The organism is Streptomyces sp. NPDC051662, from assembly GCF_040681655.1.
Classification (GTDB): domain Bacteria; phylum Actinomycetota; class Actinomycetes; order Streptomycetales; family Streptomycetaceae; genus Streptomyces.
Genome location: NZ_JBFAZD010000047.1, coordinates 1 through 15,734 on the forward strand (window position 1 = coordinate 1; position 15,734 = coordinate 15,734).

The 15,734-nt window shown below is 67.8% G+C and carries 13 protein-coding genes, 1 tRNA gene and 2 pseudogenes; 6 read left to right on the forward strand and 10 right to left on the reverse strand.

The window, feature by feature from the left end; genetic code table 11:
* Window positions 1–203: 203 nt before the first annotated feature.
* Both AB0M67_RS39965 and AB0M67_RS39970 read right to left on the reverse strand, forming a co-directional pair.
* On the reverse strand, window positions 204–1,199 hold the full coding sequence (locus tag AB0M67_RS39965) for a sigma-70 family RNA polymerase sigma factor (RefSeq protein WP_365752963.1): 996 nt from the start codon (window positions 1,197–1,199) through the stop codon (window positions 204–206).
* A gap of 381 nt (window positions 1,200–1,580) precedes the next feature.
* Complete coding sequence (locus tag AB0M67_RS39970) at window positions 1,581–2,363, reverse strand: class III extradiol ring-cleavage dioxygenase (RefSeq protein WP_365752965.1); 783 nt, start codon at window positions 2,361–2,363, stop codon at window positions 1,581–1,583.
* Between the two features lie 123 nt (window positions 2,364–2,486).
* On the opposite strand from AB0M67_RS39970, the gene AB0M67_RS39975 reads away from it, so the two are divergent.
* A complete protein-coding gene (locus AB0M67_RS39975) occupies window positions 2,487–3,011 on the forward strand; it encodes a MarR family transcriptional regulator (RefSeq protein ID WP_365752967.1) in 525 nt (174 codons plus the stop codon).
* 216 nt (window positions 3,012–3,227) lie between these two features.
* On the opposite strand, the gene AB0M67_RS39980 is transcribed toward AB0M67_RS39975, so the two are convergent.
* Window positions 3,228–4,763, reverse strand: coding sequence for an MFS transporter (locus AB0M67_RS39980; protein ID WP_365752969.1), 1,536 nt, complete (start codon window positions 4,761–4,763; stop codon window positions 3,228–3,230).
* A gap of 365 nt (window positions 4,764–5,128) precedes the next feature.
* A complete protein-coding gene (locus AB0M67_RS39985; RefSeq protein WP_365752971.1) occupies window positions 5,129–5,785 on the reverse strand; it encodes a helix-turn-helix domain-containing protein in 657 nt (218 codons plus the stop codon).
* Between the two features lie 464 nt (window positions 5,786–6,249).
* Here AB0M67_RS39985 and AB0M67_RS39990 point away from each other — a divergent pair, with 464 nt between their 5' ends.
* Complete coding sequence (locus AB0M67_RS39990) at window positions 6,250–7,515, forward strand: M6 family metalloprotease domain-containing protein (protein WP_365753019.1); 1,266 nt, start codon at window positions 6,250–6,252, stop codon at window positions 7,513–7,515.
* Here AB0M67_RS39990 and AB0M67_RS39995 read toward each other — a convergent pair.
* Together AB0M67_RS39995 and AB0M67_RS40000 are read right to left on the reverse strand one after the other, a co-directional pair.
* Entirely contained in the window at window positions 7,510–9,252 is a 1,743-nt protein-coding gene (locus AB0M67_RS39995; RefSeq protein ID WP_365752973.1) for a class I adenylate-forming enzyme family protein, read from the reverse strand. The genes AB0M67_RS39990 and AB0M67_RS39995 overlap by 6 nt on opposite strands.
* 178 nt (window positions 9,253–9,430) lie before the next feature.
* Window positions 9,431–10,186 (reverse strand): SDR family oxidoreductase, encoded by a 756-nt coding sequence (locus AB0M67_RS40000; RefSeq protein WP_365752975.1) that lies wholly within the window; start codon window positions 10,184–10,186, stop codon window positions 9,431–9,433.
* Between the two features lie 333 nt (window positions 10,187–10,519).
* On the opposite strand from AB0M67_RS40000, the pseudogene AB0M67_RS40005 reads away from it, so the two are divergent.
* The 4 genes and pseudogenes from AB0M67_RS40005 to AB0M67_RS40020 form a co-directional block, all read left to right on the forward strand.
* A pseudogene (locus AB0M67_RS40005) lies at window positions 10,520–10,747 on the forward strand (MMPL family transporter); the annotation flags it as partial.
* Window positions 10,748–11,146: 399 nt separating this feature from the next.
* A tRNA-Arg gene (locus AB0M67_RS40010) sits at window positions 11,147–11,219 on the forward strand.
* Between the two features lie 102 nt (window positions 11,220–11,321).
* Window positions 11,322–11,621: a hypothetical protein gene (locus AB0M67_RS40015; protein ID WP_365752977.1), complete on the forward strand. Its 300-nt coding sequence runs from the start codon at window positions 11,322–11,324 to the stop codon at window positions 11,619–11,621.
* Window positions 11,622–11,759: 138 nt separating this feature from the next.
* Entirely contained in the window at window positions 11,760–12,095 is a 336-nt protein-coding gene (locus AB0M67_RS40020) for a deoxyxylulose-5-phosphate synthase (RefSeq protein WP_365752979.1), read from the forward strand.
* An 82-nt stretch (window positions 12,096–12,177) separates the two neighbouring features.
* On the opposite strand, the gene AB0M67_RS40025 is transcribed toward AB0M67_RS40020, so the two are convergent.
* From AB0M67_RS40025 to AB0M67_RS40040, 4 genes and pseudogenes are all read right to left on the reverse strand, one after another.
* Window positions 12,178–12,732: a tyrosine-type recombinase/integrase gene (locus tag AB0M67_RS40025; RefSeq protein WP_365753021.1), complete on the reverse strand. Its 555-nt coding sequence runs from the start codon at window positions 12,730–12,732 to the stop codon at window positions 12,178–12,180.
* 285 nt (window positions 12,733–13,017) lie between these two features.
* Window positions 13,018–13,233, reverse strand: a pseudogene (locus AB0M67_RS40030) (hypothetical protein); the annotation flags it as partial.
* 187 nt (window positions 13,234–13,420) lie between these two features.
* On the reverse strand, window positions 13,421–13,639 hold the full coding sequence (locus tag AB0M67_RS40035) for a hypothetical protein (protein WP_365752981.1): 219 nt from the start codon (window positions 13,637–13,639) through the stop codon (window positions 13,421–13,423).
* A gap of 461 nt (window positions 13,640–14,100) precedes the next feature.
* Complete coding sequence (locus AB0M67_RS40040) at window positions 14,101–14,424, reverse strand: HNH endonuclease (RefSeq protein WP_365752983.1); 324 nt, start codon at window positions 14,422–14,424, stop codon at window positions 14,101–14,103.
* Window positions 14,425–15,734 lie beyond the last annotated feature (1,310 nt).

Consider the following 15,734-nt stretch of genomic DNA (forward strand, 5'->3'; position numbering starts at 1 on the left):
CCCCCGGCGCCGGCGGGGGGCTGGTGAGGCCCTGAGACCGGCTGAGGTCCTGAGGACAGACACACCCCGGACAGAGGTGAGCCCCGGCACCTGGGGGGGGTTGGTGCCGGGGCTCGTTCTCGGGGGCCGACGGATCGGCCCGTGCGTACCGCTCGGAGAGACAGTACGAGTAAGGGCGACACTACGGCTACAGAACGGCGACGTCACGCCGCCGCGTCGAAACCTGTGTCGCGAGCCATCTTTTTCAGCTCCATCAGCGCGTGCTTCTCGATCTGCCGTATCCGCTCGCGAGTCAGACCGTGCTGCTTGCCGACCTCGGTGAGCGTCCGCTCGCGGCCGTCCTCGATGCCGTAGCGCATCTTGATGATCGAGGCCGTGCGCTGGTCGAGCTTGCCGATCAGATCCTCCAGCTCCTCACTGCGGAGCAGCGTCAGCACGGACTGCTCGGGCGATACCGCGGAGGTGTCCTCCAGCAGATCACCGAACTGTGTGTCTCCTTCGTCGTCCACCGACATGTTGAGACTGACCGGATCACGCGCCCAGTCCAGTACGTCGTTGATCCGCGCCGGGTTCGACCCCAGCTCCGCGGCGACCTCTTCGGGCTCCGGATCCCGTCCGTTCTCGCGGTTGAACTCCCGCTGAACGCGCCGGATCCTGCCCAGCTCCTCCACCAGATGGACCGGCAGCCGAATCGTCCGTGACTGGTCCGCTATGGAACGCGTGATGGCCTGACGGATCCACCACGTCGCATACGTCGAGAACTTGAATCCCTTGGCGTAGTCGAATTTCTCCACGGCACGCACCAGGCCGGCATTGCCCTCCTGGATCAGGTCCAGCAGGGGCAGACCGCTGCGCGGGTAGCGCCGCGCCACGGCGACGACCAGGCGGAGGTTCGAACGGATGAAGATGTCCTTCGCACGCTCGCCCGCGGCGACCAGCGCCTCAAGCTCTTCGTGCGAAGCGCCACCCGCTTCGCTCTTCACCTCTCCGTCGAGGATCTGCCGGGCGTAGACTCCGGCCTCGATGGTCTGGGACAGCTCGACTTCCTTTGCGGCGTCGAGCAGCGGCGTACGCGCGATCTCGTCGAGGTACATGCCGACCAGGTCGCGGTCGGCGATCTCCCCGCCTACGGCGCGAACACTGCTTGCCGCTTTCGTCCCGCCAGAGGCGGTACGACGGGCGACGGCACGGGTTGCCATGCGAGCTCCCTTACTGAACTGAGTAGGTCGCGACACCCTCCCGGGTGCCCTGCATCCGAAGGAAACAACGACTGGAATCCGGACAGAATTCCCATGCCGTACATGGATTTTCTGATCATGCAGTACCCTGTGCCGCCGCGACGGGTCGAACGGGGTCGCGGAGAGGTTCAGAAGCGCAGGTCAGAGCAGGGTTCGGAGCAAGGTCACGGGCCTGGACCCGGTGGTTCCGTATCTCTTGGGTCCCACATTCCTGAAGACGGCGCGGGCCCGTCTTTGGTTGCTCATCCGCTCGCCGACGGTCGGCTCGTCGGCGGTCGGCTCGTCGCCCGAACCGCACCGCACCGCAGGCCGAACCGCCCGCAGGCCGAACCGCGCCGATCGTCAGCCGAACTGCACCGACCTCTTCGCCAGGCCCATCCAGAAGCCGTCGATCACGCTCCGGCAGCTCTCCAGCTCGCCCTCCGACGCACCCAGCGTCACGAAGAGCGGCGCGAAGTGCTCAGTACGGGGGTGGGCCAGCCGACCGGCCGGGGCCTTGTGCTCGAAGTCGAGCAGGGCATCGACGTCCCGCGCCCGCAGCGCCCTCGTACCCCAGTCGTCGAACTCCGCCGACCAGCCGGGCACCCCGCCGCCCGCCTGCCGCAGCGCGGCCAGGTTGTGGGTGAAGAAGCCGCTGCCGACGATCAGTACGCCCTCGTCCCTCAGCGGCGCCAGCTTCCGGCCGATCTCCAGCAGCTTCCGCGGGTCGAGCGTGGGCATGGAGACCTGGAGCACCGGAATGTCGGCCTCCAGGAACATCTCCACCAGCGGCACATACGCGCCATGATCGAGCCCGCGGTCCGGCACGTCCTGTACCGGCGTCCCGGGGCCGCGCAGCAGCTTGCGTACGGAGTCGGCCAGCTCGGGCGCCCCCGGCGCCGCGTACCGCACCGCGTAGTAGCGCTCCGGGAAGCCCCAGAAGTCGTACACCAGCGGCACGGTCCCGGTCGCGCCGAGCGCGAGCGGGGCCTCTTCCCAGTGCGCGGAGACCATCAGGATCGCCTTGGGGCGGGGCAGCGTCGCGGACCAGGCGGCCAGCTCACCGGGCCAGACCGGGTCGTCGGCCAGCGGCGGGGCCCCATGGGAGAGGTAGAGGGCGGGCATGCGCTCCGCGACGGCGTTCATGACTACTCCCGTGTCTGTCGATGCGATACGTCCACCGAGTTATCTACTTGAACCCTCAAGCATTCAGTTCCGTCAACTCTAGCCAGACCTAGTTTAACTTTCAAGAATGGGTAGAGTGGATATATGACCACGGCATCCACCGGCAGCGGCGCCGGTACGGGCGGGGAGCCTCGCTGGCTCAGCGACGAGGAGCAGCGCGTCTGGCAGGCGTATCTCCAGGCCACCACGCTGCTGGAGGACCATCTCGACCGCCAGCTCCAGCGCGACGCCGGGATGCCGCACATCTACTACGCCCTGCTCGTGCATCTCGCACGCGCTCCCCGGCGTCGGATGCGGATGACCCAGCTGGCCAAGGACGCGAAGATCACCAGGTCACGGCTGTCGCACGCGATCGCGCGGCTGGAACAGCACGGCTGGGTGCGGCGGGAGGACTGTCCCTCCGACAAGCGGGGACAGAACGCGTTCCTGACGGACCAGGGAAACGATGTCCTGGAGAAGTCGGCGCCGGGCCATGTCGCCGCCGTACGCCAGGCGATCTTCGACCGGCTGAGCCCCGAGCAGATCGGGCAACTGGGCGAGATCATGCGCGTGATGGCGGAGGGGCTCCAGCCGGAGGGTACGGGCGCGGACCTGCCCTGGCGCCGCTGACGTACGACGCTCCTATGGCGTTCTGCCGCTGAGGTACGACGTCTGGCTGAGGTACGACGTCTGCTGAGGTACGACGTCTTACGACGTTCCATGGGACGTACGACGTCCATGGGACGCGGAGCTGCCCCGGTACCACCGCTGAATCGCGGCGGCACCGGGGCAGCTCCCTGCCATGGGGCAACGGCCCTGCCGGCAGTGGTGCCGCAGAGGCACCCGTCAGTGCATCGCCACCGGCATCTTGATCTCGTCCTCCGCGCCCTCGGCACCCGAGGCGACCGGCGAAGTGCCGGGACGGCCCGTGTTGATGAGGGTCACGGCGATCGCCGCGGCGACCAGCAGAATGCCGACCGCCCACCAGATCGCGCTGGAGAAGCCGGCCACCAGGGCCTGGAGCTCCAGCAGCTGCGCGTTGGTGGCCGTCGCCGCGTGGGAGGCGACGTACGCGGTCGTGGCCGAGGCCGCGATCGTGTTCAGCAGCGCCGTACCGATCGCGCCGCCCACCTGCTGCGAGGTGTTCACCATCGCCGAGGCGACACCCGCGTCACGCGGCTCGATGCCGTGCGTGGCGAGCGCCATGGCCGGCATGAACGCCGTACCCATACCGAGGCCGAGCAGCAGCTCCGCCGGCAGGATCAGACCGGTGTACGAGGAGCCGATCTCCAGCTGGGTCAGCAGCAGCATGCCGACGGACGCGACCAGGAAGCCGGGACCCATCAGGTACCGCGGCGGCACGCGGGTCATCAGCCGGGCGCCGATCTGCGTCGAGCCGGTGATCATGCCCACGATCATCGGCATGAAGGCGAAGCCCGTCTTGACCGGTGAGTATCCCTCGACCACCTGGAGGTAGTAGGTCAGGAAGAGGAACAGACCGAACATGCCGATGATCGCGAGGCCCAGCGAGAGGTAGACACCGGCGCGGTTGCGGTTGGTCACCACGCGCAGCGGCAGCAGCGGAGCCTTGACCCTCGACTCGACGGCCACGAACGCCGCGAGCAGCACCGCGGCGGCGACGAAGAGCGAGATCGTCATCGCGTCGCTCCAGCCGTCGGACTCGGCGCGCGTGAAGCCGTACACCAGCGAGACCAGGCCCAGCGTGGAGAGCACGACACCGGGGATGTCCAGTGCGGAGCGGTTACGGCCGCCCGCGGGCTCGCGGATCACGAAGTACGCGCCCAGCGCGGCCACGATCGCGAACGGGATGTTGACGAAGAACGTCCAGCGCCAGTCCAGGTACTCGGTGAGGAATCCACCGAGGATCAGACCCACGGCGCCACCGCCACCGGCGATCGCTCCGAAGATGCCGAAGGCCTTGGCCCGCTCCTTGGCATCGGTGAAGGTCACGGCGAGCAGCGACAGAGCGGCCGGAGCGAGCAGCGCGCCGAAGACACCCTGGAGCGCGCGGGCGCCGAGCAGCAGCCCCTCGCCGTTGGCCGCGCCACCGATGGCGGACGCGGCGGCGAAGCCGATGAGGCCGGTGACGAACGTGCGCTTACGGCCCCACAGGTCGGCGATGCGCCCACCGAAGAGCAGCAGACCACCGAAGGCGAGGGCGTAGGCCGTGATGACCCACTGCTTGTTGCCGTCCGATATGCCCAGGTCCTGCTGGGCGGAGGGCAGCGCGATATTCACGATCGTCGCGTCGAGCACGACCATGAGCTGCGCGAGGGCGATGAACACCAGCGCTTTCCAGCGGCTGGGGTCGGCGGCCGTGGCACCCGGTTCGGGGCGCCGTGTTTCGGCTGTTTTTGACATGGATGGATCCACCTAAGGGTGCGTAAAGGCGAAAACGTACGTAAGCGCACGCGACGCTGCGTGACTTACGAAGTCATGTGGTCAGGAGTCGACGGAGTCTCTGGTGCGGTCGCTGGTGCGCGAGCCGCTGGCCGCGGGCTCGGGCATGGGCCGGCGGACCTCTGAACTGAGCGGGCCACTGAAGCTGCCGGTGTTACTGGAGCTGCCGGTGCTACTGGAACCGCCAGTGCTGCTGGAGCTACTGGAGTCGCCGGAGCGCCTGTGGGCCACGGGGTGGGCTGGTGGGACCGGAATGGACTACTTGGACTGTGGGGGCCTGGCCGCCGGGGTTCGCGGGTCTGGCCGTGCGTTGGTTCAAGGGCGCGTCACGGAGCGGCGCGGCGCAGATCCTCCAGAGTCACGGCCGAGCCGGCCAGTTCGGACCTGGCGGGTGCTTCCAGGCCATCGAGGAACAGCTGGAGATGCCGGTGGATGAACCGGTCCATGTCCAGGCAGCCGGTGCCGGGGAGTGGGCGGGTGAGCTGGGACAGCGCGACCATCAGATCGCCGACGGCGACATCCGTACGCAGCCTCCCGGCCTGACGCGCCCGCTCCATGAGCCCTTCGATAACCGCCTCCAGACGCACGCGCTGGGCGTCCAGATCGGGACGTTCCCTGTCGAACGTGGCGGACAGCATCGGACAGAGCGCCCCGACTCGTTCGTCCGCCGCGGCATGCACGAAGCGGCGCAGCGCGATGAACGGGTCGGACTCCTCCGCGGCGATACGGTCCGCCTGGTCGGCGACACTCTCCATGACGGAGTACACAACGGCGTGAACGAGGGCATACCGGTCGGCGAAGTGCCGGTAGAGCGTGGCGTTGCCGATGCCGGCACGGCGGGCGATCTCGTCGAGCGCGGCGTCGGGCCCGAACTCCACGAACATCTCACGGGCCGCCGCCACGATCCGCTCCCGGTTGCGCAGGGCGTCCGCGCGCGGACGGGTCACCCGGCGCGCGGGAGTTTCGGCTGCGGTGGCGGTCACGTCGAACCCTTTCCCTCAGTCGTCGCAAGCGGGGATCGCTTCCCCGCTTTCCAGAGACACCGGTGCAAACGGGGAAGCCATCCCCGGTTATTTCACTCAAACATGTGAGCTGGGTCACCCTGCTCCATTCGGTGGCGGAAACCCACGATCGGCGCACCCAGCGAGCGCCGACACGCCGACCGACGCAGGGTGATCGAACAGCGCAGTCAGTACGGCCGACTGCCGCGGACGTAAAGGGCGACCGCATGCAGCAGAGGCGTCAGATACGCGGATCCGGCGGCAATGCCGGAGCCACAGGAGCCGCAGGAGCCGCAGGAGCCGCAGAAGGCTCGGCAGGCTCAGAGGACACCGCGGACTTGAACGGAACCGGGGCCGGGGCCGGAACCGGACACGGAATCGAGGCCGGGGCCGGGGCCGGAAACACCGACGGCACGCCCCCCACCCGCACCCCCCGCGTTCGTGGCATAGCCGCCAGGGCCAAGGGCCCCCGCCGGCTCACCGCCATCGCCGGCCTCACCGCGCTCACCCTCGCCGCCCTGACCACGGCGAGTTCGCCTCTCCACGCCACCATCGCCGCCTCGGGGGGCCCGGGACTGGCCATGAACTCCCCCCTCGGCCCGTGCCGTATCGCGTCGAGCACCGCCGTACAGATGTCGGAGGGCCTGCCCACCCCGGCCGGTTACTCCCGCTCCACGGGCAAGGTCCGCGCGCTCAATCTCATGATCGATTTCTCGGACGCACCGGGCCCGGGGAAGGCGCTCGACCGGCTCTCCGAGTTCTTCCCGAAGACATCGGAGTGGTACAGAACCAGTTCGTACGGGCGGCTCGACTATCGCCCCGAGGCACCGCTGCCGGACTGGGTACGGATGCCGCTGCCCTTCGCGGACTACGGGATCGCGCGCGGGTCACCGTACGAGCCGGGCTACCGCAAGCTCGTCGACGACATCGTGGCCGTCACCGACCCGCAGGTGGACTTCAGCGCGTACGACCTGATCAACATATTGGTCACGCCCAACGCCGGCCCCTCGGCGCTGGACACCGTCCTGTCCGTCACCTTCTCCGGCAACGCGGACGCCCCGCAGGCGGACGGCGCCCCGCTCTCCAACACGTCCTTCGTCTACAGCCGTCAGGACGACGGCTCGGGATCGTACGCCGAGACCGGCTACCGAGTACTGCCGCACGAGAACGGCCATGTCTTCGGCCTGCCCGATCTCTACACGATGGACGGCGGCGGCTCGGTCGGGCACTGGGACATCATGTCCGAGGACTGGGGTGCCAACAACGACCTGCTGGGCTGGCACAAGTGGAAGCTCGGCTGGCTCGACGACGAACAGGTCCGCTGCGCGTCCGGGGCGGGCAGCAGCGACCATGTGCTCGGGCCGCTGGCCACCACGGGCGGGCCGAAGCTGGCGTTCGTGCCGATCTCCAAGGAGTCGGGGTACGCGGTGGAGGTACGGACGCGCGAGGGCAACGACGAGGCGGTCTGCGAGCCGGGGGTCCTGATCTACCGCGTGGACTCGGCGGTCGACACAGGTCGCGGCCCGATCACCGTCGCGGACGCCAAACCGAACAGCGGCGGCTGTACGCGCAGGGCCAATGTGCACGCGGAGCTGTCGGACGCGCCGTACCGGCCGGGGCAGACCTTCACCGACCCGGACAACGGCATCCGGATCTCGGTGCTTGAGCAGGAGCCCGACGGAAGTTTCAAGATCAGAGTGAAGCGCTCATGAGCGCCGCCCGTGGCCTGAGTCCGAGCCCGAGCCCGAGCGGATGTGCTCCGCCACGGGGTCCCGCAGCTCACGCTTGAGGATCTTGCCGGCCGAGTTACGGGGCAACGGCTCCTCCTGTACGAGCACATGGGCCGGCACCTTGAACGCGGCCAGACGACGGCCTGCATGGGCCCGCAGCTCCCCGGCGTCCGTCCCGCTCCCGGGCCTGATCCGCACCACCGCCGCGACCTCCTCGCCCAGCACGGGGTGGGGGACACCGAGCACGGCGGCGTCGATGACATCCGGGTGGGCGTGGAGTACGTCCTCGACCTCGACGCAGTACACGTTCTCACCGCCACGGACGATCATGTCCTTGATCCGGTCCACGACACTGACCCGCCCGTCGTCCCGTACGACCGCGAGGTCACCGGTCCTGAACCAGCCGTCGCCGGAGAACGCACGCGCGCTCGCCGCCTCGTCCCGCCAGTAGCCCCGTACGAGCGACTGGCCGCGCAGCCACAGCTCCCCCACCTCCCCCTCGGGCAGGGGCCGGCCGGCCGGATCCGCGATCCGCACTTCGGTGACGGGCGTCGGACGTCCCACGCTCGCCGGGAACCGCCGGTAGTCGGCGCCGAAGTTGGCGAGCACTCCGCCGGAGGTCTCCGTCAGGCCGTAACCGTTACGGGCCTCGACGCGCTCCCCGTAGCGGGCGGTGAGCCGGGCGACCAGATCGGGCGGTGCGGGGGCGCCGCCGGTGGCGAGCATGGTGAGGGATTCCAGCGGATCGTCCTCGGCCGTCGCCTCCTCCAGGAGCTGGAGCGCGGTGGACGGGACGCCCGCGTAGTGCGTCACCCGGCGCTCGTGAATCAGCTCCAGGGCCCGCCGCGCGTCCCACTTCCGCATCAGGACGAGTGTGCCGCCGACGGCCATCGCCGAATAGAGGCTGGTGAACGCGGCCACATGGAAGAACGGGAACGTCATGAGCGTGATGGGCGCGGGCCCCTGGCCGGGGATCTGCCCGCGTCCGAGGGCGGAGGCGGCGGCCTGGAAGCGCGGGTTCATGGCCGCGCCCGCCTGGGCGAGATGCGTGGCGACGGCGCCCTTGGGCCGCCCGGTCGTCCCTGACGTGTAGATGATGGTGGCGTCGTCCTCGGGCCGCACCTCGACATCGGGGGGCGCGGCGGCGGGATCGGGGGCGGGCAGTTCCTCGTACCGCTCCACGCCCGGCCCGGCCTCGCCCTCGTAACCGTCGCGGTCGACGTGGTGGAAGACGACGATCCGCACCCGCTCACCGTCGCGCTGCCCGTGCCCCTGGCCCGCGGCCCATCGGGTTACGCGCGGCAGCCGCTCACCGTCCACGAGCAGAACGCGCGGCGCGCAGTCGTCCAGCGCGTACCGGAACTCGTCCTCGGTCCACCAGGCGCTGAGAGGTACGGCGATCAGCCCCGCCAACTGGGCGGCCCAGAAGGCGATCTGCCACTCGGGGTGGTTGCGCATCGCGATGACGGCACGGTCACCGGGGCGCAGCCCGTACGTATCGAGGAACCGGTTGGCGAGGGCGGAGGCGGCGGCGAAGAACTCCCCGTACGTATACGTCCGGTCCTCGGCCACCAGGAACGGCTGATCGCCGAAGGCCCAGGTCGGCTCGACGAACTCGCGCAGGGTGCGCGGCCCTTCGGCGTAGACGAGCGAGCCGTTCTCGGCCCGTACGACGGCGAACGGCGCCCCGGGCGCGGTGAGGATGTGCGACACGGGCACCTCGGGAATCTCTCCAAGCGCTTGCTCAACCGGAGGCGACGCTACTCCACCGGCCGGAGGGAGTCGACCGGGGCCGTCCGCGCCCGGCGCGTCCCCGGCGCCGCGATGCCCGCCGCCATGCCCGCCGCCGTACCCATCGCCGTACCCATCGCCGTGTCTGGTCAGTCGACCTGCCTGGTCAGTCGACCTGCGTCCCACAGGTGATGTTGAGCGCCGTCGCGGTCATGGAGCGGGCGCGGTCGGAGGCGGCGAAAGCGGCCACGTTCCCGACGTCCTCCAGCGTGGCGGCCCGCTTCAGCATCGTGCGCCGCTCGATGTCGTGGACGATGGCCTCGCGTCCGTCGAAGTCCGCGGGGAGCGTCTCCGCGACCCCGGCGGTCTGGAGCGTCAGCGCCCGGATCCCGTAGGGCCCCAGCTCGCACGCCAGTTGGCGGCGCAGCGATTCGAGCGCCTGGAAGGCGACTTGGAGCCCGCCCAGGCTGAACTCGGGCGTGGGATCGCCGTACCCCCCGAACACCAGGATCACGCCGGAGCGGCGCGGCTTCATATGGCGCGCGGCGGCGCGCGCGGTCAGGAAGTTCGTCCGCAGGGCGGTCACGACGGGCCGTTCGAAGTCCGCGAGCGCCATGTCGGCGAGCGGGGTGCCCTGCACATCGTTGTGCGAGATCAGATTGAACGAAATATCAATACCGCCCGCCCGCTCGACCACATCGTCGGCATGCGCGTCCACGGCCCGCTCTTCGAGCGCGTCCAGTACGGCGGTCTCGACGGCGCCACCCTCGGCCCTGATGCCCGAGGCGACACTCTCCAGCGGCCCGGCGGTACGGGCGGCGAGGAAGACGCGCGCCCCTTCCCGCGCGAAGGTCCGCGCCACGGCGCCACCGATGGCCCCGCTGCCGCCGTAGATCACGGCGGTCTTGTTCCTGAGCAGCATGTCCGCTCTCCCTCTCAGATCCGGATGCAACGGAGGACGGAACGTACGCCCCCGCCTCATGAAACGACCGCCACGCCGTCCGAAACTCATCGCCGCGATGGTGCGCCACCTTCCTGTGGATAGCCGTCCTGGCTGCCGTCGGCTTCGCCGCCACGAAGGCCCCGGCCTCGCCCGACGACGGGTTCGCCATGCCGGGCATCGAGTCCCAGCAGGCGTTCGATCTCCTGGACCAGCGCTTCCCCGGCTCAGGGACCGACTGCGCGAGCGCCCGCATCGTCTTCATCGCACCGAGCACCGAGCGGGGAGAAGGTCACCGCCGCCGAGAACAGAGCCGTGATCGACGACCTGGTCGACGAGGCCGCGGACGGCCCGCAGGTGGCCGGCGCGGTCAACCCCTTCCGGGCGAAGGCGGTCAGCGAGGACGGCACCACGGCTTACGCCACCGTCTCCTTCAAGGCCCCTGCCGCCGATCTGCCCGACGTGGGCAAGGAACACCTGGAACGCGCCGTCGAACAGGCCCGGGACACCGGCCTGACCGTCGAGATCGGCGGGGACGCCCTGGCGACACAGCCGGCGGCCGGCGGATCCGCCGAGGTGATCGGCATCGCGGCCGCCGCGGTGGTCGGCCCTCCTCGGCTTCTGGCCCGACGCCGTACTCGCGCGGCCCGTCCGCAAGGGCAGGAAGCCCCGCCGTACCAAGACCGAGAACGGCGGCAGCCGCTGGGCGTGCCTGGTAGTGCGCCACCCCGTGCCCGCACCGCCGCGCACAGAACTGAGCCTCCGCACGGCCGGCCCAACCCTCTCTCCCCGGATCCGCTACCCTGTCTGGGGTCGGGAGGTCCACTGTCCTGCGCCTACGGCACGGCCGCGAGGCTACGAACAAGCCACCTGACCTGGGACTTTGGTCTACCGAGCGCGGATTCCCTTCCGGGTTTTCGACGCGGTTTTCTACGAGCCCTTGCCTTCGTAGCTCAGGGGATAGAGCACCGCTCTCCTAAAGCGGGTGTCGCAGGTTCGAATCCTGCCGGGGGCACAGAGAAACACCTGGTCAGAGGCCCTTCCGTCCGGCGGACGGGAGGGCCTTCGCACTTGCAGCACACATGCGGCTCCGGGCAACGGTGGGGAGCTGTGCGACATGCCCGCGAAGGACGAGCTGGCCCGGCGCCGGTACGAGAAGCTGGTCGAGCGCTTGGAGTGCCTGATGCGGGCTTCGTTGAAGCCTCGCTACCGGGGCCACCACGGGCAGCTGATCCTGAGCAGCGGCGATCTTGAGGAGATGGGCGAACTGAAGGACGTCCGTCGTGCTACACGCGAGGCGGGCCGTCGTCTCGGCCGGCACCCGAAGACCCATGTCGTCGACGCAAGACTCTTCGTGTATGACGACCGCGAGGGTCCCCAGGGAGATCAGCAAGCTGGCCGCGGGGGATGCTGCTGACGCCATCGACGCAGCGCTCCGAGGCCGCGAGTAGAAGCAAGTACGGTCGGCCGTCGCCGCACCACCTTTGCTGAAGAGCCTGCTCAGCATGCCGGAAATCTGTCGAGCCCGACCCTGTGGTGGCTCTACCCTTCCCGCATGGCCCATGGAAAGACCTCGTGCGTTTGCCTGCCCTGCCGGGCCTCGTATAAGCAGCCCTACCCCGGCTACGACGACCACGACCGGGTCTGTCCACGCTGCGCCGAACCACTGATCCACGTCGGCTCCGCCTTCGCGGCACCCAAGAGGCGGGACACCGCCGCCTGGCGCACCCTCTCCGTGCTGCTGCACGCCGGTGTGCGCTTCCACAAGAGCTGCTGCGGCGGCCCCGGCTACCGCCCACGCACCCTCAGCGAGGTGCGCGAGCGGATGGCCTACGCCCGGGCCACCGGAGAATCATTCGCTCAGGCGTTGGTCCGCCGCGACCTGCCCTAGCTAGCAGCCCGAAAGCAGGGGGCGTTCCGCCGCGCCGCCGAAGCGACCCCTGCTGTCATACACAGCACGCATAAGGCACACATCACGCCGCGGGATCCTCCAGGACGGCCACGGCCTCGGCAGCCTTGCGGGCTTTCTTCTCCGCCTTCTCCAGCTTGGCCTTCGCCTTGGCCAGTTGCTTGGAGCGGCGCTTGTGCATCTTCTTCGAGACCTCGTCCAGGCGGTCCGGGAAGAGGTGCCCGTACGTGTCCAGAGTCAGCGTCGCGGACTTGTGGCCCAGCATCGTCTGTACGACGTTCACGTCCGCACCGCTGGCAATGGCGAGCGAGGCCGCCGTATGGCGCAGCTTGTGCGGGGTGACCTTGAGATGCCCCAGCCCGGCCTGTACGACCGCCGGCGCGAAGAACCGCTGGCGGAAGTTGCGGGCCCGAAGCGGGCCGCCTTGCGGGGCGGTGAAGAGCAGTGCGTCGTCTCCTCGCCCCTGGATGTGAGGCTTCAGCTCCTCGGCCAGGAACCGCAGGATCGGTACAGACCGACGCTCGTGGTTCTTGGGGGTGTCGAGGTAGAGCTTGCCGTTGTCCTCGACGTACGCCTCGACGATGTGCGCTCGGCACGCATCGAGGTCGACACGGCCCACCTCAGCGCGGATGCCTCGCCCCAGAGCAGACCTGTGTAGGCCAGCAGCAGGATGAACACCCGGTAGGCGCCTGCCGCATCGGCCAGATCGTCGACCTGCATGTCGTCGAGGTAGACGTGGTCGGTCGGCACCGCCTTCGGGAGGGGCACTCCAACAGCTGGACTGACCGCCAAGCGACGGGACTTGACCGCGTAGGACCTGGCCGAGGACGACGTACGCCCTGCGGACCGAACGCGGGCTGAGCTTCCGGACGCCCGACGCCTGGCCGGACAACATATCGGCGAGCCACTCGGCGATGTCCTCGAAGTGGATGCGGTCCAGGGGCGTGGTGCCCCACCGTGGGATCACATGAACGTCGAGAACACCTCGATATCGATTGCGAGTTGATCGCTTGAGGTGGATCTGGGCGGCCAGCCAGGAATCCGCCACCTCCGCGAACTTCACGCGAGCCGCGGCCGGGCCAGGTGAGGCCGACCCCGACTCGGTCGTGACCTGCCACATGGTCAAGGAGAACGAGACGTGCCCGAAGGGCTCCCCTGGGATCAGGCCGCAGCCGGGTGAGCCGATGCCGAATTACATGTCTGTTCAACGCCGGCAACCAGCTGGTGCTGGTCAACGGCGCAGAGGAGGTAGATGCCTCCGGCAAGAACCGGGGCACTCTGATCTCAACCAAGTGGAAGTTCCACTCTCAGTCTCCGGCAGCGGGAAAGCCCATCGAAAACGTCGTCTCCGGATTCAGCAAGGAGGTCGAGGATCCCGCCATCACCTTCAACGCGGTGAAAACGAACGAGCAGTGCCCGAAGGCCGAGTAACTGCTGAGGCCCGTGGGCGTTGCACGGACGGCAAGTGCGGCGATCAGGGCGCTGTGCGTGAGCGATGCGTGAGCGGACAGCACCGGAAGAGCCATCACAAGCTGGATTCGGTACCTGCCGCGTGGCGCTAATCAGGTAGAACAACATTACGCGCGGTAGGCAAGGATCGATCCCACTCCTAGTGGTCACCACTTCGACAAAACCACTTGCTGTACCGTCGCTACGACCAGCCATCCACCCATATCCTCCTGGCCATAAAGCGGTAAGGGCCAACCGGACTAAAATACCGAGTGGAGGGGCGACAAGGATGCGCGGAAATGTAAAGCAGACCGGCATCGAACATTTCATTGAGCGCTCGATGGACATTCACTGGCCGCCATGATCGACTCGCGCAGACCTCGACAACCGAGGGAGGTAATTCATCCGGATCAAGCTTAGTGATCAACTCACCGATCCTTCGAGGCATGAAACTAAGCCCTGCCAGATATGGCAGAGACTCAGCGAATCCCAAACGAGTATGCTCATCCCTCCGAGGAATCCACTCACCTGGGAACGTCTAGTCCTTTTTACTGCTGCTGCAGGAACGGCAAGCGACCGCAACATTGTTCGCATCGTGGCCACCGCCTCGGCTCCTCGGAATCAAATGATCAAGAGCCGCTTGCCTCTTAGGTAGCTCAAAGCACGAGATTTCACCTAAGTCCACTTCGGCGCCCCCACAAGAGCAGTAGACGCTTACCCCGCAGTACGTACATCTTAATAAGCCTGGCTGAAACCATTGATGAAGGGAGCATGCTCCTTTCATTCGACTCACATGCCGAGGGTTCTCGTAGGGCACGATTGCGTTCCCCTCTGTCCAATTCAAGTATTCACCTACGAACATCTAACCTCTCATCACCTCTACGCCCCAAGGGCATCGCCGCGCCTTGAACGGAAATCTATCGCACGGGTCGGACAGTGACCGCATCTCAGCGACGTGAAGTGAACGAGTTTCCGATGGTGGCAACCTGTTCCGCAGCGAGGGAAGTTCAAAGCTCAGGGTTACCAGGGATACTTCAACAATCGACTAGCGTCGTTCTCTCAGGTCAGTGCGCGTATTCCTTTCCAAGTACCTTTGATGGCAAGGCCAGCAGGGCCGTAGAGTCTCGCGTGCTTTCAGCATCGACCCTACGGGCCGACACCGGCGGTGCCGAGCCTGGCTGGTTCCCACGCCGTCACTCCACCGTGGTCCGATGCGACGCCGTACCCGCGCTGCGGAAGCAGCGTTTGCCCCTTCGCGCCACGCGGGCAAGTCGAGCGCTCCCCCGGCCCCGCCAACGCGCGGCAGCCCTCACCGGTGACGTCGGGCACGTTGCGAGGCGCGAGTCGAGGGGGTGCTGGACCGTACCCCGAGGCCAACTGGCGAGCACCGCAATGCCGCCCCGTACACACAGGCTCTCGTTCAACTGTGCGCCAGGCCGCGTTGGCAGTGGCCCCAGCTACCGTGCTTTGCGTTGGTCTCGGCGCGTCCAAGCACGGCAGAAGAGCGGCCCGTGTCTTCCAGCGGCGTTTCCGACACCATGACGGTGCATGAGGTGCAAGCAGAGTAGGTGCGGTGAAGTACTGGCTGAAGGTCGCCGAGAACAAAGCAGCGGCATACAACATGTCGCGGAACCGAGAGGATTGGCCCTCACGTCTATCTGCGGTCGTTAGCCCTGATGCCCAGGTTGGGGACGCCGTTCTGCTATGGCGTGTTGGGCGTGGTCGCGCTCGGAGAAATCGTCGACGCGAAGACTGAGCGCGCCAGTGGAATAGGCGCGCTGTGGATGCAAGAAGAGGAAGCTGAGGAGGGGATCCAAGAACCTTCCGAATTGAGGGCTATCTCAACTTCAGAAAACTCCCTCTTTCAACACCAGTTTCGGCTGGCGTGTTGCGAGCAGCGGGCCTCACTCAAGTGGTGAAGGGAGTACGGCTGGTTGGGATCGCAAGCCTGTGACCCTCGATCTCAGTGTCGCACAATGGCGTGAGCTGGTCCAGCTCGCCGACGAGGTTCAGCCACCGGAAGACTTGCCTGCGGCGTTGAACATCCCACCAGCAGCCAACCCGCTCCCTAATCCCTCTCGACACCGCCGGGCGCAATCGAGCCCAACGCCCCGACCTGGGCAAATCCATCCAGGCGGTACAACCTCACCCGAACCTCGGTTGGGACGAAGG

What these genes read in the sequence shown, in the direction of transcription:
- AB0M67_RS39980 (WP_365752969.1), bottom strand. Translation starts at nt 4,763, where the DNA reads ATGTCAAAAACAGCCGAAACACGGCGCCCCGAACCGGGTGCCACGGCC.
- AB0M67_RS40020 (WP_365752979.1), top strand. Translation starts at nt 11,760, where the DNA reads ATGGCCCATGGAAAGACCTCGTGCGTTTGCCTGCCCTGCCGGGCCTCG.
- AB0M67_RS39970 (WP_365752965.1), bottom strand. Translation starts at nt 2,363, where the DNA reads ATGAACGCCGTCGCGGAGCGCATGCCCGCCCTCTACCTCTCCCATGGG.
- AB0M67_RS40040 (WP_365752983.1), bottom strand. Translation starts at nt 14,424, where the DNA reads ATGTTCGTAGGTGAATACTTGAATTGGACAGAGGGGAACGCAATCGTG.
- AB0M67_RS40015 (WP_365752977.1), top strand. Translation starts at nt 11,322, where the DNA reads ATGCCCGCGAAGGACGAGCTGGCCCGGCGCCGGTACGAGAAGCTGGTC.
- AB0M67_RS40000 (WP_365752975.1), bottom strand. Translation starts at nt 10,186, where the DNA reads ATGCTGCTCAGGAACAAGACCGCCGTGATCTACGGCGGCAGCGGGGCC.
- AB0M67_RS39965 (WP_365752963.1), bottom strand. Translation starts at nt 1,199, where the DNA reads ATGGCAACCCGTGCCGTCGCCCGTCGTACCGCCTCTGGCGGGACGAAA.
- AB0M67_RS39975 (WP_365752967.1), top strand. Translation starts at nt 2,487, where the DNA reads ATGACCACGGCATCCACCGGCAGCGGCGCCGGTACGGGCGGGGAGCCT.
- AB0M67_RS40035 (WP_365752981.1), bottom strand. Translation starts at nt 13,639, where the DNA reads ATGGCTCTTCCGGTGCTGTCCGCTCACGCATCGCTCACGCACAGCGCC.